General features: G+C 38.1%; 22 protein-coding genes and 1 pseudogene. 7 read left to right on the top strand and 16 right to left on the bottom strand.

Annotated features, from left to right (window positions below; all coding sequences use genetic code 11):
• Window positions 1–2: 2 nt before the first annotated feature.
• The 4 genes from HMPREF9965_RS08805 to cas6 all read right to left on the bottom strand — a co-directional run bounded on the left by HMPREF9965_RS08805 (window position 3) and on the right by cas6 (window position 4,842).
• The gene (locus HMPREF9965_RS08805) at window positions 3–1,304 is read right to left on the bottom strand and encodes a hypothetical protein (RefSeq protein ID WP_000133208.1); all 1,302 of its coding nucleotides are present in this window, start codon (window positions 1,302–1,304) and stop codon (window positions 3–5) included.
• Window positions 1,304–2,908, bottom strand: a complete 1,605-nt coding sequence (cas10, locus tag HMPREF9965_RS08800; RefSeq protein WP_000878291.1) for a type III-B CRISPR-associated protein Cas10/Cmr2 — start codon at window positions 2,906–2,908, stop codon at window positions 1,304–1,306. Before cas10 ends, HMPREF9965_RS08805 begins: the two co-directional genes overlap by 1 nt.
• A gap of 134 nt (window positions 2,909–3,042) precedes the next feature.
• Entirely contained in the window at window positions 3,043–4,104 is a 1,062-nt protein-coding gene (locus HMPREF9965_RS08795; RefSeq protein ID WP_000366983.1) for a hypothetical protein, read from the bottom strand.
• A gap of 9 nt (window positions 4,105–4,113) precedes the next feature.
• The gene (cas6, locus tag HMPREF9965_RS08790; RefSeq protein WP_001176358.1) at window positions 4,114–4,842 is read right to left on the bottom strand and encodes a CRISPR-associated endoribonuclease Cas6; all 729 of its coding nucleotides are present in this window, start codon (window positions 4,840–4,842) and stop codon (window positions 4,114–4,116) included.
• A gap of 974 nt (window positions 4,843–5,816) precedes the next feature.
• Here cas6 and HMPREF9965_RS08785 point away from each other — a divergent pair.
• Window positions 5,817–6,215: pseudogene (locus HMPREF9965_RS08785) on the top strand (site-specific integrase); the annotation flags it as partial.
• Between the two features lie 71 nt (window positions 6,216–6,286).
• Window positions 6,287–6,586 (top strand): YbaB/EbfC family nucleoid-associated protein, encoded by a 300-nt coding sequence (locus HMPREF9965_RS08780; RefSeq protein WP_000981527.1) that lies wholly within the window; start codon window positions 6,287–6,289, stop codon window positions 6,584–6,586.
• Between the two features lie 47 nt (window positions 6,587–6,633).
• Here the strand turns inward: HMPREF9965_RS08780 and HMPREF9965_RS08775 are convergent, their stop codons facing one another.
• From HMPREF9965_RS08775 to glmU, 7 genes are all read right to left on the bottom strand, one after another.
• The gene (locus HMPREF9965_RS08775) at window positions 6,634–8,397 is read right to left on the bottom strand and encodes a glycerophosphoryl diester phosphodiesterase membrane domain-containing protein (RefSeq protein ID WP_000801700.1); all 1,764 of its coding nucleotides are present in this window, start codon (window positions 8,395–8,397) and stop codon (window positions 6,634–6,636) included.
• An 8-nt stretch (window positions 8,398–8,405) separates the two neighbouring features.
• Window positions 8,406–8,996, bottom strand: coding sequence for a 3'-5' exonuclease (locus HMPREF9965_RS08770; protein WP_000413626.1), 591 nt, complete (start codon window positions 8,994–8,996; stop codon window positions 8,406–8,408).
• Window positions 8,997–9,077: 81 nt separating this feature from the next.
• Window positions 9,078–9,572: a chromosome segregation protein RocS gene (gene rocS / locus HMPREF9965_RS08765; RefSeq protein WP_000021247.1), complete on the bottom strand. Its 495-nt coding sequence runs from the start codon at window positions 9,570–9,572 to the stop codon at window positions 9,078–9,080.
• A 76-nt stretch (window positions 9,573–9,648) separates the two neighbouring features.
• The gene (locus tag HMPREF9965_RS08760; RefSeq protein ID WP_000689796.1) at window positions 9,649–10,341 is read right to left on the bottom strand and encodes a 5'-methylthioadenosine/adenosylhomocysteine nucleosidase; all 693 of its coding nucleotides are present in this window, start codon (window positions 10,339–10,341) and stop codon (window positions 9,649–9,651) included.
• A 25-nt stretch (window positions 10,342–10,366) separates the two neighbouring features.
• Window positions 10,367–10,678, bottom strand: coding sequence for a cell wall synthase accessory phosphoprotein MacP (gene macP / locus HMPREF9965_RS08755; RefSeq protein WP_000517874.1), 312 nt, complete (start codon window positions 10,676–10,678; stop codon window positions 10,367–10,369).
• Between the two features lie 11 nt (window positions 10,679–10,689).
• Window positions 10,690–11,235, bottom strand: coding sequence for an NUDIX hydrolase (locus HMPREF9965_RS08750; RefSeq protein WP_000393793.1), 546 nt, complete (start codon window positions 11,233–11,235; stop codon window positions 10,690–10,692).
• Window positions 11,236–11,244: 9 nt separating this feature from the next.
• The gene (gene glmU, locus HMPREF9965_RS08745) at window positions 11,245–12,624 is read right to left on the bottom strand and encodes a bifunctional UDP-N-acetylglucosamine diphosphorylase/glucosamine-1-phosphate N-acetyltransferase GlmU (protein ID WP_000073749.1); all 1,380 of its coding nucleotides are present in this window, start codon (window positions 12,622–12,624) and stop codon (window positions 11,245–11,247) included.
• A 158-nt stretch (window positions 12,625–12,782) separates the two neighbouring features.
• On the opposite strand from glmU, the gene HMPREF9965_RS08740 reads away from it, so the two are divergent.
• The 5 genes from HMPREF9965_RS08740 (at window position 12,783) to lysS (ending at window position 17,266) form a co-directional block, all read left to right on the top strand.
• On the top strand, window positions 12,783–13,583 hold the full coding sequence (locus HMPREF9965_RS08740) for a glycoside hydrolase family 25 protein (RefSeq protein WP_001231215.1): 801 nt from the start codon (window positions 12,783–12,785) through the stop codon (window positions 13,581–13,583).
• 106 nt (window positions 13,584–13,689) lie between these two features.
• Entirely contained in the window at window positions 13,690–14,532 is an 843-nt protein-coding gene (locus HMPREF9965_RS08735; RefSeq protein WP_000493302.1) for a DUF368 domain-containing protein, read from the top strand.
• A complete protein-coding gene (locus HMPREF9965_RS08730) occupies window positions 14,532–15,014 on the top strand; it encodes an aminoacyl-tRNA deacylase (protein WP_001085916.1) in 483 nt (160 codons plus the stop codon). The genes HMPREF9965_RS08735 and HMPREF9965_RS08730 overlap by 1 nt, the downstream gene beginning before the upstream one ends.
• Window positions 15,014–15,637 carry a histidine phosphatase family protein gene (locus HMPREF9965_RS08725; RefSeq protein WP_000780797.1) on the top strand — a complete coding sequence of 208 codons (624 nt, stop codon included), beginning with the start codon at window positions 15,014–15,016 and terminating at the stop codon, window positions 15,635–15,637. Before HMPREF9965_RS08730 ends, HMPREF9965_RS08725 begins: the two co-directional genes overlap by 1 nt.
• A 138-nt stretch (window positions 15,638–15,775) precedes the next feature.
• Window positions 15,776–17,266, top strand: coding sequence for a lysine--tRNA ligase (gene lysS / locus HMPREF9965_RS08720; RefSeq protein WP_000102470.1), 1,491 nt, complete (start codon window positions 15,776–15,778; stop codon window positions 17,264–17,266).
• A gap of 73 nt (window positions 17,267–17,339) precedes the next feature.
• Here lysS and HMPREF9965_RS08715 read toward each other — a convergent pair whose 3' ends face one another.
• The 5 genes from HMPREF9965_RS08715 to HMPREF9965_RS08695 form a co-directional block, all read right to left on the bottom strand.
• Complete coding sequence (locus tag HMPREF9965_RS08715) at window positions 17,340–18,176, bottom strand: amino acid ABC transporter substrate-binding protein (RefSeq protein ID WP_000735768.1); 837 nt, start codon at window positions 18,174–18,176, stop codon at window positions 17,340–17,342.
• Window positions 18,176–18,817 (bottom strand): amino acid ABC transporter ATP-binding protein, encoded by a 642-nt coding sequence (locus tag HMPREF9965_RS08710; protein ID WP_000891739.1) that lies wholly within the window; start codon window positions 18,815–18,817, stop codon window positions 18,176–18,178. The genes HMPREF9965_RS08715 and HMPREF9965_RS08710 overlap by 1 nt, the downstream gene beginning before the upstream one ends.
• Before the next feature lie 10 nt (window positions 18,818–18,827).
• Entirely contained in the window at window positions 18,828–19,469 is a 642-nt protein-coding gene (locus HMPREF9965_RS08705) for an amino acid ABC transporter permease (protein ID WP_000120846.1), read from the bottom strand.
• A gap of 135 nt (window positions 19,470–19,604) precedes the next feature.
• On the bottom strand, window positions 19,605–20,834 hold the full coding sequence (locus HMPREF9965_RS08700; protein WP_001065980.1) for a tetratricopeptide repeat protein: 1,230 nt from the start codon (window positions 20,832–20,834) through the stop codon (window positions 19,605–19,607).
• Window positions 20,824–21,990 carry an AI-2E family transporter gene (locus HMPREF9965_RS08695; protein ID WP_004243755.1) on the bottom strand — a complete coding sequence of 389 codons (1,167 nt, stop codon included), beginning with the start codon at window positions 21,988–21,990 and terminating at the stop codon, window positions 20,824–20,826. Before HMPREF9965_RS08695 ends, HMPREF9965_RS08700 begins: the two co-directional genes overlap by 11 nt.
• Between the last annotated feature and the right edge of the window lie 84 nt (window positions 21,991–22,074).

The raw sequence follows: 22,074 nt of genomic DNA, 5'->3' as shown, positions 1-22,074 counted from the left end.
TTTTACTCCTTACTTCCTGTAATCTTATAAATAGTATTATAGCCTGCTGGTTCTAAACCAGTTTTTACCGAAATAGCATTATCACCATAAAAGACGCTCCCTGCCTTATAAAGAAGACTAGATCCTTGTAAATCAAGTCCTCTCAGACGATTTTTACTAAGGTCTGTATGAAGCTGGCGAACTAGTTTTTCCTCTAAGATCGCAAAGGCTGTCACATCATTTAAGAGGCACACATCTGAGAGGCAGTAATGCCAGGTTTGCCCTTTTGGAGTATGTTTCTGGAAATGCTTTGTGATTTCACTTTCTAAATTATTTTCATTATTTTTAGATTTTTGAACAGAAACCTTGAAAAGGGTGCCTTTCTGTCCCATAGGAACGATACCATCTTTTAATATGAAATTATCCTTAACCTTTACATAGACAGCAAATTCATAGTCCTTATGTAGCTGATGTACCTCTCGCTTAAATAGGCGGTCAGCATCAAAATTTTTGGATAGTTTTTCTAATTCTTCTTGAAAGTGATTTTTTTCCCCTTTGTTGTACTTTTCTAACAAATCCATAAAATTATTGATAAACTCAGTTAAACTAAGATTGCTATTCTTATCTAAATTAGAAACTTCCTGTTTCTGTTTCATAGTGGCATTCACAAACAACTTACACAAATCTAGAAGATTTTGCCTCAGTTTCACCAGATCATTCTGCGTAACACGCCTTACACCAGTCACTACTTTAGTCCTAAATATATCTTCGATTGCTTCTAAATGACCTGTGTTAATATTGTAATAGCCATCCCCATGCCCTTCTTTAGGATTATATTCCTTAGATTTAGGTAGAGCGATTTCACCAAAACTAGTTGGCAGTGTAATTTCTTCCTCTAGTATCATTGGTTCAAACTGAGCAATCCCCTCTCTCCCCTGCTTGTTGTTAAAAGGATTTGGTATGACGATTTCCTCACTATTTTTACATATTTTACGAAGAAAGATAGGAGAGATTTTTTCTAATTTTCCGAAATCTTGAACACCTCCATTTAGAGAAAAACTCTTCACTCCGATTAGAGCTTCGATATCATTTCGCGTATTCCCATCATACTGAAAATCCTGCTTCAGCTTAATCCCATTACTGAATAAGATAAGATAGCGTATCATCCCAAAGACTGTGGACTGTTCAGGAACGCGATTAGTGCGGATAAAATAAGGAGCGTATTCATCCTCCGAATAGTTATTTTTACCGACAAAGCTAAAGCGTCTATCTGAACCAAAAGAATAGTCTCCTAGCGGTCTAAACGTCACAAGATAGTCTGTCATCACTTACCTCCCTGCCAAAACTTTACCAAAAATAAAATAGCCTGCAACTCCTTGGTATAGTATTCCCCTATACTTATGTTTCGTTTTGTACAAACCCCATCAACCTTTACTTTCGTAACTGGCTTATGATACTCTTTCAAATAGTTGTCATAGAAACATTTAGCTATTTTTCCCAGATAGTCATGATAGGCCAACTGGTTAGGATTGTTAAAGTTATTTAAAAATCTGGTTTTATATTCTTGAAGGTCAAATGCATTCTGTGCGGTCTTCTCAAATAACAACTTAAAAATAATTTCTGTATCTTGTAGATTATAGAGGACAGATTCCAGTGCTTGATCGTTCGTAGTTGCTCGATATTTTATCAGATTATCTATGGCCTCCAACTTCTCATTTTCTACCATCAATTGAACGGTTTTTCCGCTGTGTTTTACTAACTCTATCCCCAGACGATTACCGCAGCTTTCTTTAGCCTTATAAAGTTGAACTCTAGCTCTTTCCAGCGCTTCATATAGAGGATATTTGACATACTGAACAGCAACACCAAAAGACAAGCTGACATTGATGCTATCATCTGGCAGATTTACTTCTTCCAGACCTTGTTTCAATGTTTTTTTGAACATTTCATCCAATTCACTACATAAGGAGAAAAGAGAATGAACAGGAGCAATAAACAGTAAATCATCCCCTCCAGCATAAATCGTCATCCCCCCATAATTTCCGACAAGCTCAGCCGCTTCACCAGCATATTTTAAACAAGCCTTCGAAAAACTATTTATCCAATCAGGCTGTTGGGAGATATCTACACCTCTACATAAATCCTTCAAAAGCGTTCCGACCTTATCTCCATCCGAATTAACAACTGCATAATATTCGCTTCTAAGCAATGCAGCCTCATCGCTCGGAGTCTCAGTAGAAAAGTCTTCCTCTTTCTTTCGAGATAGAGCAATGTCTTCAATTGATTTTAAATCAGAATTAGAATCAGAGTCAGAGGGTTTTATGACCAACTGACTACTTAATTTGGTAGCTGTAAAAAGCTTACTTCCCTTAATATAGACATTCCGATTGTCTTTCTTGCCTGCAAAGAATGGAACAAGTAAGTTCATATCTGTTCTTCCCTTACCTGCTGCCATTAGCTCCAGCGCATCCAAAGCATCATTCAGTATTATAGCTATATTATTTCCAGCTTTTTCACTTTTTCCTATAATTTCGATAGTTTTTTCATTAAGAATAACAAAATCAATTCTCAGATAATTGTTAATAAAATTCTTAATCTGCCCTGGATTAAACTTTCCAAATTTCTCAGCCATTTCCTTCTTCACTTCTGAAATTATATTCTGCAATGCTTCCTCGGTTACTGTATTACCATCAACTGAAAGTAAAATCCGATCATGGTAACGACCAATACCATCTTCTTGTGGATTTTGATTACTATTAGAATCATAAAACGGTGAAAAAATCTTAACAGTTGGAATCTCAACAAGCTTTTCACAGAGTTTCTTTGTCACCGTTGAGAAAAAATAACTGCCGAACCACAAACCTGCCGGAGAGATCGCCTCTCCAATGGTTTTAAAAATCGGACCTATTGTAATACCTACGTATTTCATTTATTCATCTCCTTTGGTATGCTATTGAACTATTTTTGGACCTTTGATTTTACCTCGATTTTCGTTATAGTATTCAACAGCCTTATCTAGAAAATCTTCTAAACAAAAGTCATTTGATGCTGGGGTATCTAATTTTAGTTTCTCTGGCTTTGATTTTGGCTGAATACCATGAGCGTGCCCCTTTTTTTATCAAGTTCATAGGTAAATACAAATTCTTTTTCCCATATCCTCTCATCAATTTTTTTAGGAATAATATAAATAATCTTATTAATAACCTTAAACGTTAAAGGAGAAGGGAAACGTTCGATAGTTTCATCAGCATGTGAAATTTTAATATTCACATCAACTGCACCACCTTTTTGCCTTCTTTGATCCTTAAAAGCAAAGGAAGAAGATAGACCAAGCAATGCTCTAACGTAACACTCTTTATGGCTATTAATTTTGGGTTCCTGTTTTACTTTGTTTTGATTTGAGGTGTATGGATAATCTATTATTTCTGTTTTTAAAGCAGCTTTTTCATTTTTTATTCCCTTCTCATTCATATGTATAAACAAAAAACCTTTTATATATTCCTTATGATTAATCCCTCCTTTAATAATCTTATAGAAGTTTTCAATAATCCTAAAAATCTTTTTTATTGCTTCAAACTTAGCTAACTTTTCAACTAGCTTATTACAATCTATCTTATATAATGTTTTTAAGCCAAACTCTTCCATTAAGATTTTTTCAATATTTTCTTGCTCAACCTGATCATTTTTCTCAGAATCAATTGTGAAACTACCATATCCTTTTCCTTGGACAGCCCCAAAATTTGTCACTATGAAAAAGTTTTTGATATGCTTAACTATCAATTTCTGAAGAGTAGGATCAAAACAAGTAATGACTATTTTAGGATTAGTTATAACCATTCTTTTTTGGTCCTTAGCATAATAGAGAGGGATATCAACATATTCATCTGCAACTTTCTCATCTATCACCTCTTTATTTTTTGCTATAAACTTCATCTTATAAGGTAACAGTTTATAGGTTGCAAGTTCCTCAGGTTCCTTCGTCCAAAGATATTTATCAAATTTCGGCTTCACTTCACTAGCCCTAAGAGTAGCTCCTTTAGCATTAGCACTAGGCTGGAAATGAATAATTGGCGCATGACATTTTAAGTCAAGCTCTAACTTACAATTTCTAAATTCCATATCCACTCTATCCTCCTATTCTTCAATCACAAACATTCCGAATCCCATCGAATTCTTCTCACCAAGTCCAACTTGATAGAGGAAATCTAACACCTCCGCATCTCCTCTTATCTCAAATTCTCCTCTCCAACCCGTTATGAGATAACCTTTGTATCTGGTAACAAATTTATTCTTTAAAGAAAAATTTATCGGCTCTATATCAAATCTACCTGTCGGTACTTTATGATAATAAGCTTGATATTTTCTCTCAAGATTCTCCATGATTCTGCTCTTAAATTCCATATCAAACGGATTGTAATACAATGTTTTTTTAGTCTCAGGATCTGTAGAACGAACCACCAAGGGAGAAATCATCCGAATCTTATAAGAAGTCCCCGTTAATTTCTTCTGTTCAATTTTTACATTTAAAATTTTTACAAGGTTTCGACCAATTCGCAATTCATCTAGATTTGACAAAGCCTCTGCAATAGTGAATAAAATGGATTGATCAATCGTTCTAATTTCAAAGCGCACCTTATCAAGAAACTCTATTCGTTTTCCTCGCATTTTATATTGACCTTGCAACAATGAAAATGTAAACAACTTAAAATGTTTATCCTCTAACTGATAGCCCCTCTCATGAAGTTGCGCAGATAAGTCTTCCTTATTTTTCAATAAATTATAAATCATCGATTGAAGAAGATAATTATAGTTTACTGGCAAGATAAACTGATCAATTTTTTGCAGTTCAATTAATAATTGCATCCTACATTCCTCCCTGAGTTAAAATACGTCTTCTTATATTATAGATATTACAATTTTTTGTAACCGCTGTCAAATCATATTGTTACAGTTTATCATCTTAAATCAACTGTGAAATCACTGCTTGCTCTTCAAATCAAATAAATAGTGCTACAACTTGTTGATGCCAATAATTCAGCATTCAAAAATTTTGCGGTAGATTTAGCTAATACAAAATTAAAATAGACGAGAATAACTTAGCAGTTATTTCAGATTGAAGAAAAAGTCTATTTTGGACAATTTGCTAGTGAGTCATCGTATTCAACATTCAAATGGTGATAAAGACTTTCCACACGGTAATAGCAGTTTTGAATCATTTTATATAACAATCAGTATTGAGCATAAAGGCTTCAAAACTGATACGCTTACATTCCCCAATACATAGATATTTTCTATAATTCACGAATAGACTTAGTAAATCGGATTATCCTCATCAGAGTTGTTTTGAATAATAAATTGTTTAGTTACCTAAACTTCTTCATTAAAAGATGACTAGTTTTCCAAAAATGTGTTTAGAATATTGACAAAATGCATGTTTTGTTCTTGTTACAAATGGAAGAATGAACGAACTAGTTTGTAAAGCTTTATATAATTTATAATAATAAAAGAATTGGACGTATTTCAGTAAGTTCTATTGGCGAAAATTTAGCTTTTCAATAGAGTTCAAAAATGATATAATCAAGACTGTACTTCATGATACTGTCTCAACTAACCAAAGCTAGTGAGTTTATATTAGCCACGATTTTAGTAAACTGACAGGTGAGAGAATATGTCATAGAAAGCGAGGTAACCTCACAAGAGTAGAATCCGAGTAATACGAATCTAAGTATAGACTTCATAGCTTAATCAAGTAACATTTAAAATATCTGTTGAGTATCTTTATGAGATTTCTACGTAAGAAAATATTTTAAAAGGAGATGATCGTGGTACTTTTTATACGTCGAATTTACATTCATAAAGCATTCGTTCAAGAACTAACGCAATGGAAAGAAAAACAAGCTCATCTATTACTAGAGTTTACGGACAATACAGAAGACTTACAAATCTTTCAAGACAGTCCTTTACAATTGACTGCTCCAATAGTTTCTAATCAAAAGATTAAATTGAAAAAAAGAATACCTGCGTCATTAAAAATGGTTCGTAATCACGATTTCCGGCATTCACATGCAGCGTTTCTAGTTTCAAAAGGACTCAGAAACGGTGAGGGAAAAGATTATATATTTTTTACACTTATGAAACGACTTGGACACAGTAGCATTAATACTACTATCAACATCTACTCGCACCTATTCCCAACTCAACAAAAAGAAGTCGCCAATGCTTTTGACAACTTTTAGGGCAAAAAATGGCAAAAAAATTTATTAAACAAGGCTCAAAGCCTTGATACGAAAGGAATCTTAAAAATCTTATGATGAACATGCAAAACATGATGCGCCAAGCACAAAAACTTCAAAAACAAATGGAACAAAGTCAAGCAGAACTCGCTGCTATGCAATTTGTTGGAAAATCTGCTCAAGATCTTGTCCAAGCGACCTTAACTGGAGATAAGAAAGTTGTTAGTATTGACTTCAGTCCAGCAGTTGTAGATCCAGAAGACCTAGAAACCTTGTCTGATATGACCGTTCAAGCCATCAACGCTGCTCTAGAACAAATCGACGAAACGACTAAGAAAAAACTAGGTGCTTTCGCTGGAAAATTACCATTCTAATCACCTACAGAAAAAGGAGGAAGGTTCACTTCTCCTTTTTTTCTCTGTTAGAAATCAAAGAATTCCGTAGCTTTTTTCAAAAGGAGATCGGTGTATTCTGGATCTTCCTGAGCTGCTGCTAAAGTCTCCTGTAGCATCTCCATGTCATCTGTAATCATCCCATCCACTGACAACTGCAACGATTTATCAAGTGCGTCAGAGCTATTGATGGTCCATACGTAAAGCTTTTGTTCCGTATACCAAAGTTTAGTGACAAAATATTCATCCAATGTTGAATACTCCATGGTATAGCCAGTTGCCTTGGTTTTGGGGAAAATACTATTATAAGGCAAGATGAAATAAGTTGGAATAGTCGAATCATATTTCAAAACTTGGTCAATCACATGATAGTCTAGTGATTGCATCTGATGACCATACTGCTTGATAATAGAGCCATACTTCTCTAGAAAACGTTCCATCATTTGTGGACTATCTTTTTTACTGGTTTTGATTTCAATCAACAATCTTTGATGAAGTTCATTCGCGCGATTGAGATAGTCATCAAAACTAGATATCTTGGTTCGATAGCCATTTTCAGAAATATCTAACCCTTTCAACTCCTCCAAAGTCAAGTCTTGAGGACTGGCATTGATACCTGCTAAGTTCTTAAGATTAGCGTCATGCATCATCACAAACTGACCATCTTTGGTCTCCTGTACATCCATTTCAATCAAATCTGGTTTCAGTTGCGCTGTTTTTTCCAAAGACTGTACAGTGTTTTGTACACCATTTTTATTTGAAACGCCCCTATGTGAAATGACTAAAGGGGTATTTGTCACAGGAGCTTCCAGATAGATATAACCTTCTAGCGCAAAAAAGATACTAGCGCAACCCATAACTCCCCATCTCATCAGATGGTCTTTTTTTCTTCTTGGCATAATCTCCAGTTCCTCACCTGTCAAAAAGGAGACAAACTTAACAAGGAAATAGGTCAACGCCATATAGTGGATGTTCTTTATCAGGACAAAGTTGATAACTCCAAGAATCAGTGATTCTTTCTGTGTTAAATTGTCAATTACAATCTGTCCCAATAGCAAGGGAGTCAAGAGGAGAAAGAAAAAGAGATAGGTTTTAATAATAATGAGTAGCAAGTTCCAAGCATAAAAGAGAACTTGTTTTTTTGTCTTTTGTAGGCTATATTTCACTCCTTCTCTCACAGTCCTCTTTTCAAAGAGAATCTTCGGAAGGGCAAACATGAGTCGGACAGACACATAGAGCAAAATCCAAGCAGATGCAAAAATCATCAAGCCTACTAGCCAGTGCTTGTCTTCCAGATAAGTCACGATAAAGTCTGGAATAACGATTTTATTTAAGTAATAAATTTTTAAAATTTTCCTGATGAAAGGAAAGAGCATGGCTACATAGAAGAATACAAAGGCCATCTTACAGAAGCTCAAGCGTTTCATGAACAGAAAACTTTGCTGGAAAACTTTGCGACTGTACTCAATCAAGGTCCTCTTTTCGTGGTAGAGAAGGTGACGCGCCCCAATAAAGAGGAGACAAATCTGGAAATAGGCCACCAAAAGATTGATTACAATCAAGACGAGAAAGGCAAGACTGATTAAAGGAGAACTCGTGATAATGGCAAAAATATTATTGTAAGAAATAAACAAATAGCCTGTTTGGCTGAGTAAAAGACCAGCAAGCCAAGAATTGAGAGGTAGCCACAGATATTCCACCATCATGAAAATTAAGAAAAAGAGGAAGAGAACTTTATCTAGGTTAAGGTAAATTTTCCTAAAACCTAGTTTTTTAGGTTTTTCAGGTTTCATAGGCACTCCTAGTCTAGAAATTGAGATAAGTCTAGCCCACCAAAGGGATTCATGGATAGATTACTCTGTTCTTCTAACAATAGTTTTCCTTCATCCGATTCCAAAAAGGCTTCATAAACACGCGCCGTCATGCGGGCATCTTCTAAACTATTATGTGATTGACCTTTAAACCCTAAAAAGTTCGCAACAGTTTGCAGTTTGAGATTAGCTATGCCGTGTAGGTCAGAACTACGACGTTCAAAAGCCTCATCATATAGGTCGACCTTATACTGGTCACAATAGTCCAAGCCATGCTCCAAGAGAATAGGCAGATCACTCTTAGCTGCATTGTATCCAACGATAGGTAAATTGCCAACAAATGCTTGAAAGTCCTTTAAAACTTGCTCCACCATTGGCGCATCTTTCAAAGTTTCAGCTGTAATTCCTGTCAAACCATTGATAAAACTCTTTAAAGGCACGCTGGTATGGACATAAGAATCAAAAGCACCTATCTCTTGACCATCTTGAAAGCGAACTGCTGATACCTGAATTAAATGGGTAACCCCCTCGTGTTGATTGAATTCCAAATCAAAGGCGATATAGTCTCTTAATTTTTCCATCTTTTACCTCAATTCCGACTCAATTTAAACTATAAATAAGAAAAGAAGCTATTAGGTTAGTGAATAACCCAAACAGCTTCTTTATTTTCCTCCAAATAGGCGAGCAAAAAAGCCTTTTTTGGTTGCTTGGACTTCTTCTTTTGCTTGGTCCAACTCGAGTTTCAAGCTTTCTTGATCCTTCATTGCTTGAAGAGTTAACTGTTGCTGTTGGTCCAATTGTTTGTCCTTTTCTGCAATCTGGCGGTCTTTGATGCGCATCTGCTCATCTTTTTCTGCCAGTTGCTGATCCTTGGCCTTGAGTTGCTCGTACAAACGAAGAATTTCAGCATTTTTCTCATCGACCAAGATTTCCATCAGTTCACGTTGTTTGACATCATCACTGACTGGTTCATCTTCAAAAATCGTTTTTTTATAGATTTCTTCTAGCTTGATCAAGCCACTTCGAGTAACTACTGTTACACCTTTGTCATTTTTTTTCGTGTCCTCTTCGGGAAGTTCTTTAACACGGTTGTTGATTGCCTGACGAGATAGTCCTAAGACCTCTGCAATCTCGCTGACGGTCATTTCAATACTCATAATATCCTCTGAAACGTTTTCTAGCTTTTCTTTATTTAAATCTTATCATAAGCAAGAAAAACTGTCAAATTTTGGCTTAATTCAAGGCCTTTAAAAAGGCTAGTAAAACTTGGGCAGAACGACGGCCAGCTTCAATGATAAACTCATCAAATGAGATAGAGGCTTCGTGATTGGCATTGTCACTCATAGCACGAATAACTAGGAAAGGTAGGTCAAGAGCCTGAGCTGCCTGAGCAATGGCCGCTCCTTCCATCTCAACTGCTAAAACACCTGGGAAGTGGGACTTGATACTAGCAAACTTATCATCTCCAGCTATAAAACTGTCCCCTGTAGCAATCAAGCCTAGATGCCATGTCTGCTCTAATTGAGATAAACTTTCTTGAATCCTAGCGATAAAGTTCTTATCGGATTCAAAGTAAAGAGGTTGACCAGCCATCTGACCATAAGCATAGCCAAATGCAGTCACGTCCACATCATGATAGACTAGTTTATCCGCAATCACTACATCACCAACAGCAATCCCTTCTGCAAGAGCACCTGCTGATCCTGTATTAATAATGGCTTCTACTTGAAAATGGTCAGCTAACACCGCTACACTCATAGCCGACATGACCTTTCCAATCCCACTCTGAACTAGGACAACTTCTGTCTTGCCAATAGTGCCAGTGTAGTAGGTATTTCCCAAGACCTGGACTTCTTGAGTTTTGTCCAAATTCTGAGTCAAATGTATCAGCTCTTCGGGCATGGCAGCAATGATTCCAATTTTCATTTCATTTCCTTTCATTTCCTTTCAATTACAAGAGTTTCATTGCCAAAACTAGCAAAATCAAAAGTATAATCACCACAAACAAGACTCGGTTGAGTTTTGAGTTGAAGACATTTCTCTTAGTGTTCTCAATGCGGCGGCTCTTATGAATCGTTGGCTCTACTTCAATTGTAAGTGTATCTTGACTAAAACCGTGGTCTCTAGAACGTGAATAACCAAAATGTTGTGAAGACGTTGGTAGGATCTTTGTTTCCTCATCATCTTGAAGAGGTGGTCCTGAGATTTTCTCACCACGGTTGGCACGTTCAATCATTTCGTCTGTTAATAAAGGTTTTCCCATGGGTTTCTCCTCTATTTCTTTTGTAGTTCCCAGTACTGAATCGCCATAATGGTCTTGGCATCACAGATATGACCTGACTGGATCAGGTTCTTGGCTTCCTCTAGACTTACTTCTAAGACTTCCAAGGTTTCATCATCATCTTGTGGGCGAGGATTTTCCACCTTGACCAAATCACTAGCAAGGTAGAGTTTTAGTTTTTCATTACAAAATCCAATCGCAGAATAGAAATCGTACAACAGTTCTAACTTAGCCGTGTAGGCAACTTCTTCTTCCAATTCACGAAGGGCAGCTGCTATTGGATCCGCATTTTCACCAATTTCCAGTTTTCCAGCGGGAATTTCATAAGAAACAGCCTCGATAGCCTTTCGATATTGCTTAACGAGGACGATTTTATCCTCAGCTGTCACGGCTAGTACACAAACAGCCCCATTGTGAAAAATCAAGTCACGTTGGGCAGTTCCCTTTCCTTCTGGTAGTTCCACCTGGTCTTGTACTAGTTTGAAAATAGGACCTTGATAGATTTCCTTCCGGCTAATCGTTTTTTCTTCAAATTCCATGATAGACTCCTACTGATTCTTAGGATGATGAGGCAAACGTAGTGCATATTCATCTTTATTAACTTGACGTCCACGTCCAATAGCAATGGCGTCAGCTGGAACATCTTTTGTAATCGTTGAACCAGCTCCAACTAGTGAATTATCACCAAGTTCCACTGGAGCAATAATGGTTGAGTTTGATCCAACAAAGGCATTGTTGCCAATGACAGTTTTGTACTTGTTTTTCCCGTCATAGTTAACTGTAATGGTACCAGCACCGAAGTTAACATGGCTACCTACTTCACAGTTTCCGATATAGGTCAAATGACCTGCCTTGGTATTCTCACCGATTGAAGAACCTTTAACTTCTACGAAGTTACCAATATGAACTTGGGCACCGAGGCTTGAACCTGGACGAATGTGGGCATAGGGGCCGACTGTCACACCTTCCGCAACACTACTTTCCTCAATCATGGAGTTCGTAATCACGGCTCCAGCTCCAATAGTACTATCTACGATATAAGTTCCATTTGTTAAAACAGTTTCCGCCCCAATTTTCGTTTGACCTTTCAAGGTAACGTTCGCTTCGATTTGGACTTCAGGAGCAATCTCAACATCAATATCGATGTAAGTTGCTTCAGGATTGACAAAGCTGACACCATTAACCATATGAGTGTGATTGATACGGCGACGCATCACTGCTTCCGCAGTCGCAAGAGCCACACGATCATTTACTCCAAGACTTTCATCAAAGTCTTTCAGAGTATAGGCACCAACCTTCTCACCCGCATTACGGAAAATACCAATTACATCTGTAATATAATACTCACCTTGAGCATTGTTGGTGTTTATATTTTTAAGAGCTTCAAAAAGACGTTCATTGTCAAATACGTAAGTTCCAGTATTGATTTCTTTGATTTGCTTTTCAAAATCAGTCGCATCCTTTTGCTCCACAATGCGAAGAACTTCAGCATTATCGTTACGAACGATACGACCATACCCAAAAGGATCTGCTGCTTCAGCTGTTAAAATCGTCGCCACATTTTTGTGATTGATATGGAAATCCAAGAGATTCTTCAAGCTTTCACCTGTAATTAGAGGTGTATCCCCAGCGATAACCAAGGTGTGACCAGAGCAATTCTGGAGGATTGGCTCTGCCATCATGACAGCATGCCCTGTTCCTAACTGTTCTGACTGGGTAACAAAGTCTGTCTGTCCAGCCAAGACTTGCTCAACCAACTCGGCCTTGTGTCCCACTACGGTAACTGTTTTTTCAGGTTGAATAGCACCAACACTACGAAAAACGTGTTCCAACATCGAAATTCCTGCTACTTTATGAAGTACCTTAGGAAGATCTGATTTCATGCGAGTACCCTTACCCGCTGCTAAAATAATGGCATAATTTGACATACTATTCTCTTTTCTGTAAAAATTCCCTTATATTATACCATAATTTTACTTTTAAAGAACAAACAAACAGGTGCTTTCCTGAAAATCTCCCCTACTTGTCTACATTTCTAGACTGTTTCCTTTGATTTTTTTAAATTTTTACGATAAACTAAATAAGTATGAGAAAACAAATTCATCCAGCTATTATTTTTAGTTTATTTGGAATTTTCATAGCGATTTTACTCCTCAATAGACCAAGTTTTGAGGATCATCCTATCAAAACAAAACTAAATGCTCTTCAAGTTGAAACACAAGCCTTGCATAATCTTGACAAACCCATTATCGACGTCTCTGGTTGGCAAAGACCTGAGGAGATTAACTACGACACCTTATCTCAAAACATTTCTGGTGTTATCGTTCGCGTGCACAATGGGGCTCAGCATACTGAAGCAAATGATGCTGCCTTTATCAATGGTGTCGATAAAGCTTATAAAAATCACATATCAGAATTCCAAAAACGAAATGTCCCTGTGGGTGTTTATGCTTACGTTGCTGGAAAAAGCAAAGAAGATATGGAGAAGGCTGCTGAAGTCTTCTACAATGCTGCTTCTCCCTACAATCCTAGCTACTACTGGTTAGATGTTGAAGAAAAAACAATGTCTGATATGAATGAAGGTGTTGAGGCCTTTCGCGCCAAACTGGCAGCTCTCGGCGCTAAAAACATCGGCATCTACGTTGGAGTTTACTTCATGCAAGAGCATAGTATCAATACAGAAAAGTTCACTGCTATTTGGATCCCTTCCTATGGAACGGACTCTGGTTATTTTGAAACGAAGCCAAATACTGATCTGGACTACGATCTCCATCAGTACACATCTAAAGGAAGAATTGCAGGATTTGAACATCATTTGGACATCAATTTGATTTCTACTGCTAAAGAGAAGGAAGAAACCTTCCGAAAATTATTTTTGAGACCATAAGACAAGTGAAAATAACAAACTTTTTCACTTGTTTTTTCATTTTCTCCCCGTCTGTGTTATAATTGATAGCATAGAGAAAGAATTTTATGAAATTGAGGATCTTATTATGTTTTCATGGATTGCACGAGTTATTAAAGGAATCGTCATCGCATTAGGATTTATCCTACCGGGAATTTCTGGCGGTGTTTTAGCAGCTATTTTGGGTATTTACGAGCGAATGATTGGCTTTCTGGCTCACCCCTTTAAAGATTTTAAAGAGAATGTCCTTTACTTTATCCCAGTAACTATCGGGATGTTGCTTGGGATTGGTTTATTTTCCTATCCGATCGAGTATTTGCTAGAAAATTACCAAGTCTATGTTTTGTGGAGCTTTGCGGGAGCTATCATCGGTACAGTTCCTAGCCTCCTTAAAGAATCTACTCGAGAATCTGATCGGGACAAGATTGACCTAGTCTGGTTCTGGGCTACCTTTATCATTTCTGGGCTGGGTCTTTACGCACTCAATTTTGTTGTAGGGTCGCTTAGTGCAAGTTTTGCAAACTTCATCTTGGCAGGTGTTCTTTTAGCTCTTGGTGTCTTGGTGCCTGGTTTAAGTCCGTCAAATCTACTCTTGATTTTGGGACTGTACGCTCCTATGCTAACTGGTTTTAAAACCTTTGATTTATTTGGAACCTTCCTTCCTATCGGCATAGGTGCAGGAGCAACCCTCATTATCTTTTCAAAATTAATGGACCATGCCTTGAACAACTATCACTCCCGTGTTTATCACTTTATCATTGGGATTGTTCTATCAAGCACCCTCTTAATTTTGATTCCAAATGCTGGAAATGCTGAAAGTATCCAATACACTGGACTTTCCATCGTGAGCTATGTTCTCATTGCCTTCTTCTTTGCACTTGGTATTTGGCTTGGTATCTGGATGAGTCAATTGGAGGATAAGTATAAATAATGGCAAAGAAAGTCAAGATTAAAAAAACCTTGGTCGAACAAATCTTGACCAAGGCGGGTATTGAACACACAGGCATTCAAATCAACGCGCTTGAGGGTGAACTACCTTCGGAATATGATCGAACTCATATCTTTAAAACCTTGGCTCTTTTGGGAGACAAGACAGGACCGATTATTGGAATTGTTCCCTTAACAGAACACCTCGCTGAGAAAAAACTAGCAAAGGTTTCTGGCAATAAAAAAGTAAGCATGATTCCTCAAAAAGACCTGGAAAAAACGACAGGCTATATTCATGGGGCTAATAACCCCGTCGGCATTCGCCAAAAACACAATTATCCAATTTTTATTGATAAAACTGCTTTGGATTTGGACCAAATGATCGTCTCTGCTGGGGAAGTCGGACATAGTATCATCGTACGCCCTCGAGACTTGGCCAGCTTTGTAAAAGCGGATTTTGCAGATATCTTGGAGGACAGTAAGTAATGAAACTCTATTTTGTTCGTCATGGTCGCACTCTCTGGAATCTTGAAGGACGTTTTCAGGGTGCTAGTGGCGACTCACCCCTTCTTCCGGAAGCCATTGACACCCTAAAACAACTTGGCCAGTATCTTAAGGATATTCCTTTTGATAAGATATATTCAAGTGATTTACCTAGGGCGGTCAAATCTGCTGAAATTATCCAAAGTCAACTCCAGACACCCTGTCCTTTAGAAAGTATTCCTGACCTGCGCGAATGGCAACTTGGAAAACTTGAAGGTTTAAAAATCGCAACGCTCAATGCCATCTATCCACAACAAATCAAGGCTTTTCGCTCCAATCTGGCTCAGTTTGATACAAGGATGTTTGAAGCGGAATCCCTCTACTCTACGACCCAGCGTACTATTCGATTTATCAAATCTCTGAAAGGAAGTCCGGCTGAAAACATTCTAATCGTCGGTCATGGGGCAAATCTCACTGCTAGCCTTCGAACACTTTTAGGTTATAAAGAGGCTCACCTCCGCAAAGAAGGAGGTTTATCCAATGCCAGTCTTACAATTTTGGAGACTGAGGATTTTGAAACCTTCACTCTGGAAAGATGGAATGACACTTCCTATCAAGAAAAATAATGGAACTTGATCCCAATGGTCAAGTTCTTTTTAGTTTTCAAAGAATATCCGTGAATTTCTCTGCTATTTATGATAAAATGAGAGTATCGCAAAAAATGACTCATCGTATTCAATTTTGAGTAAAACTAGGAGGATCCCATGTCTACAGAACATATGGAAGAACTAAATGACCAGCAGATCGTTCGCCGTGAAAAAATGGCTGCGCTCCGTGAGCAGGGAATCGATCCCTTCGGAAAACGTTTTGAACGTACTGCTAACTCACAAGAACTTAAAGAGAAATTTGCAGAACTTGATAAAGAACAACTACACGAATTAAACGAAACTGCTACAATTGCAGGACGCTTGGTAACTAAACGTGGTAAAGGAAAAGTCGGCTTTGCCCATCTCCAAGATCGTGAAGGTCAAATTCAGATTTACGTTCGTAAAGACGAAGTTGGTGAAGAAAACTACGAAATCTTCAAAAAGGCTGACCTAGGAGACTTCCTCGGTGTCGAAGGTGAAGTCATGCGTACAGATATGGGAGAACTCTCTATCAAGGCCACACACATCACGCACTTGTCTAAAGCGCTTCGTCCTCTTCCTGAGAAATTCCACGGTTTGACTGATGTTGAAACAATTTACCGTAAACGTTACCTTGACTTAATCTCTAACCGTGAAAGCTTTGAGCGTTTTGTCACTCGTTCAAAAATCATCTCTGAAATCCGTCGTTATCTAGACCAAAAAGGTTTCCTTGAAGTGGAAACACCTGTCCTTCACAACGAAGCCGGTGGTGCTGCGGCTCGTCCATTTATCACTCACCACAATGCTCAAAACATTGACATGGTACTTCGTATCGCAACTGAGCTTCACTTGAAACGCCTCATCGTTGGTGGTATGGAACGTGTCTATGAAATTGGCCGTATTTTCCGTAACGAAGGAATGGACGCCACTCATAACCCTGAGTTCACTTCTATCGAAGTTTATCAAGCTTATGCTGACTTCCAAGATATCATGGACTTGACGGAGGGTATTATCCAGCACGCTGCTAAATCAGTCAAAGGTGATGGCCCAGTAAACTATCAAGGAACTGAAATTAAGATCAATGAACCGTTTAAACGTGTTCATATGGTGGATGCTATCAAGGAAATTACTGGTGTTGATTTCTGGCAAGATATGACTTTCGAAGAAGCAAAAGCTATCGCTGCTGAGAAGAAAGTTCCAGTTGAAAAACACTACACTGAAGTTGGTCACATCATCAACGCTTTCTTTGAAGAGTACGTTGAAGAAACCTTGATCCAACCAACTTTTGTCTATGGTCATCCAGTAGCTGTCTCACCGCTCGCTAAGAAAAATCCTGAAGACGAACGCTTTACTGACCGTTTCGAGCTCTTCATTATGACCAAGGAATATGGTAATGCCTTTACCGAATTGAACGACCCAATTGATCAGCTTAGCCGTTTTGAAGCTCAAGCTAAAGCTAAAGAACTTGGTGACGACGAGGCAACAGGCATCGACTACGATTACATCGAAGCCCTTGAATACGGTATGCCACCAACAGGTGGTTTGGGAATCGGTATTGACCGCCTCTGCATGCTCCTCACAGATACAACTACTATCCGTGACGTATTGCTTTTCCCAACAATGAAATAAACTCTTATCCTCTGGTACTTGCCAGAGGATTTTTAAGACTAAAAGAGACTGAGGTTAACTCAATCTCTTTTTCTTATTCTTGATTTTTCACCTGACTGGTGGCTACATCTTCTCCAAACCATTTTTGACTAATTTCTTGGAACTTACCATCCTTGTAAAGACTAGAAAATCCTTCATTTATCTTATTAACCAGAGTTGTATCTTCCTTACGTGCTCCAACTGCAAAAGCTTCTGTTTCTAGTCCAACTGTAAAGACATTATAATCATTTAAAATGCCTTCTGCTTCTAAATAATAGTTTGCATAGACACGATCAATCAATAGGCCGTCAATTCGATCGTTTTTCAAATCAATCAAGGCTTCATTAAAAGTTTGGTATTGATTCGCTTCATTATTAGCGACAATATCCTTCAAAATCGCTGGCTTTCCTTCAAAGTCCGCATAACCAGATGAACCAGCTTGAGCTCCCAAAGTCTTTCCAGTCATATCTTTTGCAGTCGTGATACCTGACGATTTCTTAGTAACCAATACCTGCTCATTCTTCATATATGAGTTACTGAATGCTACCTTTTCACGACGTTCGTCTGTAGCGGAATAGCCATTCCAAATCAGATCAATCGTTCCTTTTGTCAATTCAGCTTCTTTCAAATCCCAATCAATCGGTTGCCAATTTACCGTAATTCCGTATTTTTCAAAAACAGCTGTAGCTAAATCAATATCAAATCCTGCATAGGAACCATCTTTCTGAGCAAATCCCATTGGAACAAAAGTACTATCAAATCCAATGGTAATAGACTTGTTAGACTCGTACTTAGACCAATTATCTCCACTAGTTTCACTAGAATTTTTCCCACAAGCTGCTAAGAACAAAGCAGTCATTAGACTGACTAATACAAGCATCAATTTTTTCATCATTTTTCCTCCCATTTAGGCTCTACTTTTAATAATACATCTGCAATATTTTCAGCGAATTGTAAATCGTGGGTAACCACAATTTGCGTCATCCCAAGTTCCCTATTTTGCAAAATCAGTTTTTCCACTTCCAAGCGTAATTCTGGATCCAAGGCAGAAGTTGGTTCATCGTAACCAATGATTTCTGGGTCAATCATCATGGCACGCGCCAAGGCCACCCGCTGCTTTTGCCCACCTGATAATGAAAATGGATAAGCATCTGCGTGCCCTGCTAGTCCTAACTGTTCTAAGAGTCCACGCGCCTTCTTCTCAGCCTCTTCCTGCTTCATTCCCATAGTTTTCACAGGCGATAGGGTCAAATTGTCCAGAACTGATAAATGAGGGAAAAGTTGAAAATCTTGGAAGACAAATCCTAGTAGGTTGCGCTTTTCTAGTTCGTCTAAAGCTAGAGATTCACCGTTATAGTAGATTTCTCCAGAATCGATAGTTTCCAGTCCAGCTAACATACGTAATAAGGTTGTTTTTCCGCCTCCTGATGGACCTACGATTGCCAGGATTTGCTTTTCAAGAATTGATAGGCTGAAATTAGTTAAGATTTGTTTGCCACCAAAGGCCTTGTTGATGTTTCGTAATTCTAACATAGCAATCCTCCTATCTGTAATAACTGTACTTCTTCTCAAGTTTTTTCGCTACAATGGTTACAAGACCGATCATAATCAAATAAATCGCTCCAGCTAAAAACATAGGAACAAGACTGGCATCTCGATTGGCTGCTGTACGACTAGCCAAAATCAAATCTGAAATACCTAAGGCATAGACCAAAGAAGTATCCTTGACCAAACTCATGACTTCATTAAATACACTAGGAAGAACAATTTTGGTCACCTGTGGTAAGATAATATAGCGCACTGTGGCAACAGGGCTAAACTTCAAGACCTTAGCAGCCTCATATTGACCCTTAGGAATGGTATCAATCCCTCCACGGAAGATTTCAGCAAAGTAAGCTGCATAATTCAAAACAAAGGCAATAATAGCCGCAGGAAGGCGATCCAAACGAATTCCAATATTTGGGAGTACATAATAGATAAAGATCAATTGCAAGAGCAAGGGTGTTCCCCTCATGATCCAGATATAAATGTTGATCAGATAATGGAGGAGTTTCCAATGGACTTGCAAGGCAAAGGCAATCAAAACGCCCAAGGGAATAGACAAAATCAAGACCAGTACAAAAACCTGTAAAGTCATGCTTGCACCGCTCAATAAACTCGGTAATATCTCAAACAAATAAGACATACTGCACCTCCTAAAAATAATTGTTCCTATTATAGCATAAATAAACAATTTAGCAAGGGTTATTGTAAAAAAATTCTATTTCTTTCAAAAAACGTATCTGACAAATTGACAGATACGTTTTTAGAGAGATAACTTTTAAAGTGTTTCTAAGAGTTCTTGCATCTGAACATCATCTGGAACGAGTTTTAAATAAGCTTCAGCTTGCACTTTGGCTTCTTCAAAATATCCCAATTCACGCAAAAGATAAGTATATTGCTCCAGAAACTCTGGATTGTCCTTGAGGTCAGATGACAGTTCTTGATAGAGCTCATAAGCCTTATTTAAATCTTCGATTTTCTGGTAAGAGCGTGCAATCATCCACTTGGTCAGGAGGTTTTCAGGTTCTTGACTTTGGAGAGCGATAATGTCCTCAAACCGCTCTTGTTCCATATAAATGGTTGCGAGACGAAGGAAAATCTCCTCAAGGTCTTCTGCATCTTCTTTGGCAGTAAGGAGAAATTGCTCTGCAGCACTAGCATCATGCAATTCATACGAAAACTGTGAGGCTGCTAGCAAGAGCCGAGTTTCAAATGGATTTTTCTCCAAACCTTGTTTAGCGATAAGAAGGGCCTCCTCCACCTGATGTTCCTTGTGTAAGGCTTGACTGTAGCCATACTCATATCCTTCAAAATCTGGTGAAATGGTATCAATCTGCTTAAAGTAAAGAACAGATTTTTGATACTCTTCTTGGTCAAAGTAAAGACTAGCCAACTCAAAAGCGGTTTGGTCATCGTATTCTAATTCTAAAGCTTTTTCTAAGAATTCTGTAGCAGCTTCAAACTTGCCTAACTGGGCATAAGCGTAGCCGATTCGCTGATAGGTTGAGACACCCGTTTGCTCATAGATGGAGCGATTATCTAATTGAGCATAGCCCTGAATGGCTTCCTGATAATTTCCTAACTCGCTATCCAACTCAGCCAGACCAAAAACTAATAAGGCATCATCTGAGTAGCTTAAGGCTTCCAGTAACTTTTCACGCGCTACATCTGTCAATCCTTCCAACTGATAGAGATCTGCTTTCAATACCAAAGCCGATACGTACCAGTCACTTTCGGGTGTGATTTCCTCAAGGTAAGCAAAGGCTTCCTCAACATTGCCATCCTCACTAGCAATGCTTGCTAAGTTCAGATTCACTTCTGGAAACTCTGTAATAATATTTTGGTAAATTTCTTTTGCTTGAGGATAAAAGCCAATTCCCTCAAGATAGCTTGCTAGTTCATAGAGAACCTCACTTGAATCTGTTTCGAGGGCTTTGTGAAAATACTGATCCGCTTTGGTTAAATCCTGTTCATCCAAAGCCTGGAGCATGCGTTGACTATTGTTCACTCTTGATTTCCTCCCCTTCTTCTTCATACAGACCGCTGACTTTTTTATACCAGTTAAAGATAGCCGAGATAACGACCTTGGCAGAAGCATAGACAGGAATTCCCAGCAAGACTCCCCAAATACCAAACATAGAACCTGAAGTTAGGAGAACAAAGAGGACATTGATCGGATGGATGTTTAGCTGACTACCTAAAATAAGCGGTGAAACAAAACGCCCTTCAATTGTTTGTTCTACGATAAAGACTATCACAACCTTCAATAGCATGACAGGTCCTGCTATTAAACCTAAAACAAGGGCAGGAAGCATGGCAAGGAAACTACCTAGATAAGGTACTAGATTGAGGATACCAGCCGTAATACCAAGAGTCACAGCATATCTGAGACCAATAATCTTAAAGAAGATAATAAACATAATCGCCACGATAATAGCAACTGTGACCTGCCCTCTAACGTAGTTTGACAACTGTTTATTAACATCTGACAAAACTTGTCCGACAGGTTCTTTTAACTTGTTTGGGATGAATTTAGTTAGGTAATCCCGCAAGCCTTTCCCATCTCTCAAAAGATAAAAGAGCATAAAGGGGACGATAATAACTGCAACAATGACCTGGGAAACACTACTGATAAAGGCGCTGACCCAGTTGACGGCTTGAGAAGAAATTTTGCTCGCCCACATCGTCGCTTCACTAGAAACATTGGCAAGAACCTGCTCCAACTGTGGTCTAAAATCATCTGGCAAGCGTTTGGTTACAAGGTCATTGATAACCATATCAGCATCCTTAAGATAAGTCGGCACATTCTTTGCAAAATTTAAGACTTGGCGTTGGAAATTTGGAATAGCGACTGCCAGACCCCAAATGATAAAAAGTCCAATAATGACAAAAACAATACTAATGGCAAGGACACGATTGATCTTGTGCTTCTCCATCCAGTCAACAATCGGATTGAGGAGGTAATAGAGTAAACCAGATAAAATAACTGGTAACATGACAACCCCAAGAAAGTCTAAAACGGGTAAAAATATAAAACTAATCTTACTTAGAATGAAAATGTTTAGCCCCAGTAACAAGGTTACTAAAAATACAGTGATGGCTTTATTATCTAAAAACCACTTAAAAAACCAAGATAGGCTAAAATGTTTCTCTTTATGTTCCATAAATACATCCTTTCTGTCATTATTTCATTATACCATTTTTAATCTAAAATAACTCTTATTAAAGTGCTTACATAGATTAAACGA

This window comes from Streptococcus mitis bv. 2 str. SK95 (assembly GCF_000222705.1).
Classification (GTDB): Bacteria; Bacillota; Bacilli; order Lactobacillales; family Streptococcaceae; genus Streptococcus; species Streptococcus mitis_AY.
The sequence above is the reverse complement of the archived record's forward strand: the minus strand, read 5'-3'. Positions and strand labels throughout refer to the sequence as shown.

Excerpts from the sequence above, each read along its gene's own strand:
- HMPREF9965_RS08805 (WP_000133208.1), bottom strand. The coding sequence starts at position 1,304 with ATGACAGACTATCTTGTGACGTTTAGACCGCTAGGAGACTATTCTTTT.
- HMPREF9965_RS08730 (WP_001085916.1), top strand. The coding sequence starts at position 14,532 with ATGGCAAAGAAAGTCAAGATTAAAAAAACCTTGGTCGAACAAATCTTG.
- cas6 (WP_001176358.1), bottom strand. The coding sequence starts at position 4,842 with ATGCAATTATTAATTGAACTGCAAAAAATTGATCAGTTTATCTTGCCA.
- HMPREF9965_RS08710 (WP_000891739.1), bottom strand. The coding sequence starts at position 18,817 with ATGTTAGAATTACGAAACATCAACAAGGCCTTTGGTGGCAAACAAATC.
- HMPREF9965_RS08715 (WP_000735768.1), bottom strand. The coding sequence starts at position 18,176 with ATGAAAAAATTGATGCTTGTATTAGTCAGTCTAATGACTGCTTTGTTC.
- macP (WP_000517874.1), bottom strand. The coding sequence starts at position 10,678 with ATGGGAAAACCTTTATTAACAGACGAAATGATTGAACGTGCCAACCGT.
- HMPREF9965_RS08725 (WP_000780797.1), top strand. The coding sequence starts at position 15,014 with ATGAAACTCTATTTTGTTCGTCATGGTCGCACTCTCTGGAATCTTGAA.
- HMPREF9965_RS08740 (WP_001231215.1), top strand. The coding sequence starts at position 12,783 with ATGAGAAAACAAATTCATCCAGCTATTATTTTTAGTTTATTTGGAATT.
- HMPREF9965_RS08705 (WP_000120846.1), bottom strand. The coding sequence starts at position 19,469 with ATGTCTTATTTGTTTGAGATATTACCGAGTTTATTGAGCGGTGCAAGC.
- lysS (WP_000102470.1), top strand. The coding sequence starts at position 15,776 with ATGTCTACAGAACATATGGAAGAACTAAATGACCAGCAGATCGTTCGC.
- HMPREF9965_RS08775 (WP_000801700.1), bottom strand. The coding sequence starts at position 8,397 with ATGAAACCTGAAAAACCTAAAAAACTAGGTTTTAGGAAAATTTACCTT.
- HMPREF9965_RS08750 (WP_000393793.1), bottom strand. The coding sequence starts at position 11,235 with ATGGAATTTGAAGAAAAAACGATTAGCCGGAAGGAAATCTATCAAGGT.
- HMPREF9965_RS08760 (WP_000689796.1), bottom strand. The coding sequence starts at position 10,341 with ATGAAAATTGGAATCATTGCTGCCATGCCCGAAGAGCTGATACATTTG.
- glmU (WP_000073749.1), bottom strand. The coding sequence starts at position 12,624 with ATGTCAAATTATGCCATTATTTTAGCAGCGGGTAAGGGTACTCGCATG.
- HMPREF9965_RS08770 (WP_000413626.1), bottom strand. The coding sequence starts at position 8,996 with ATGGAAAAATTAAGAGACTATATCGCCTTTGATTTGGAATTCAATCAA.
- HMPREF9965_RS08695 (WP_004243755.1), bottom strand. The coding sequence starts at position 21,990 with ATGGAACATAAAGAGAAACATTTTAGCCTATCTTGGTTTTTTAAGTGG.
- HMPREF9965_RS08735 (WP_000493302.1), top strand. The coding sequence starts at position 13,690 with ATGTTTTCATGGATTGCACGAGTTATTAAAGGAATCGTCATCGCATTA.
- rocS (WP_000021247.1), bottom strand. The coding sequence starts at position 9,572 with ATGAGTATTGAAATGACCGTCAGCGAGATTGCAGAGGTCTTAGGACTA.
- HMPREF9965_RS08780 (WP_000981527.1), top strand. The coding sequence starts at position 6,287 with ATGATGAACATGCAAAACATGATGCGCCAAGCACAAAAACTTCAAAAA.
- cas10 (WP_000878291.1), bottom strand. The coding sequence starts at position 2,908 with ATGAAATACGTAGGTATTACAATAGGTCCGATTTTTAAAACCATTGGA.